The following is a 1214-nucleotide window of genomic DNA, read 5'->3' on the forward strand; positions in this document are numbered from 1 at the left end:
CACGACGCCCACAACCTCGTGGTCGTCGGGGCGGAGTTCGACGCGATGGCGTCGGTCGCGAACCACCTCCGCGAGATCGGCGGCGGACTCGCCGTCTTCGATCCCGAGCATGGGACGACCGCGCTTCCACTGCCGATCGCCGGTTTACTGTCACCGCAACCGCTCAAGGATGTCGCGTCGCGGTTCGATCGAGTTCAAACGGCCGCCGAGGAGATCGGCGCCAGCTTACCCGGCGGGATCATGGAACTCGATAACCTCTCGCTCGAGGTGGTTCCGGAACTTCGACTGACGAACCGCGGATTGGTCGACGTCGAATCGATGTCGTTCGTCGACGTCGTCCTCGAATGATCGTCGCGCTCGTTTCGCGTCGCTGGACGACACTCACTGGCAAGCCTTTCTGGGATCGGGCCGTTAATGTCTCCCCTATCGAAAGGTTGCCGTGATGATTTCATTTTCGTCACACCTTTTCGGGGCTCTCGTCGCTCTCATCGCGTCGCTGATGATCGCCGTCCAGTACGTCTTCGTTCGGCTCGGGACCCAGAACGGGCGCATCTCGGATCTGATGTACATCTCACTGCTCTGTAACGTCGTCATCACCGTCCCGCCAGCCCTCGTCTGGTTCGACGTGTCGATGAGCCTCGAGGCAGTCGCGTTCTTCGCGGCGGCCGGCCTGGCGGGATCGCTGTTCGGGCGGATCTGTATCTTCACCAGCGTCAACCTGATCGGTGCCAACCGGACGTCGCCGGTCGTCTCCGGAAACGCCCTTTTTGCGACGATACTTGCCGTCGTCGTCCTCGGTGAGACGCTGACGGCGCTGCACTTCGTCGGCGTTGTCATGATCGTCGTTGGGATCGTGATCGTCTCCTACGAAACGGCCGAGAACACCTCGAAAGATTACTCCCGGCGCCGATTTGCCGTCCTCATGGCGATTCCGCTCCTGGCCGCGCTGTTTATTTCGTTCGAGCCGATCTTTATCAGCCTCGGGCTTGAGAACGGTGGCAGCGTCGTCCCCGGGATCGCGATTATGGTAACTGCGGCCTGGATCGGATACACGCTCTATCTGGTTTTCGACGACGACCTCCCCTCACGATCGCTCGTCCGTGAGCCGTACGCGAAATGGTACGTCGGCGCCGGCGTCGCGACGACGATCGGCTTCGTCGCCTACTTCGCGGCGATCGAACTCGCTCCCGTGGCCGTCGTCGTTCCACTCATTC

The 1214-nt window shown here is 61.6% G+C and carries 2 protein-coding genes; both read left to right on the forward strand.

Annotated features, from left to right (window positions below; all coding sequences use genetic code 11):
- Positions 1-348: adenine deaminase C-terminal domain-containing protein (locus ACNA7R_RS20420; RefSeq protein ID WP_416285369.1), on the forward strand; the 348-nt coding region annotated here is incomplete at its 5' end.
- Positions 349-499: 151 nt separating this feature from the next.
- Positions 500-1214 (forward strand): EamA family transporter (locus ACNA7R_RS20425; protein WP_416285370.1); only part of this gene is annotated, 715 nt, incomplete at its 3' end.

This window comes from Natronococcus sp. (genome assembly GCF_047921035.1).
Lineage (GTDB): Archaea > Halobacteriota > Halobacteria > Halobacteriales > Natrialbaceae > Natronococcus.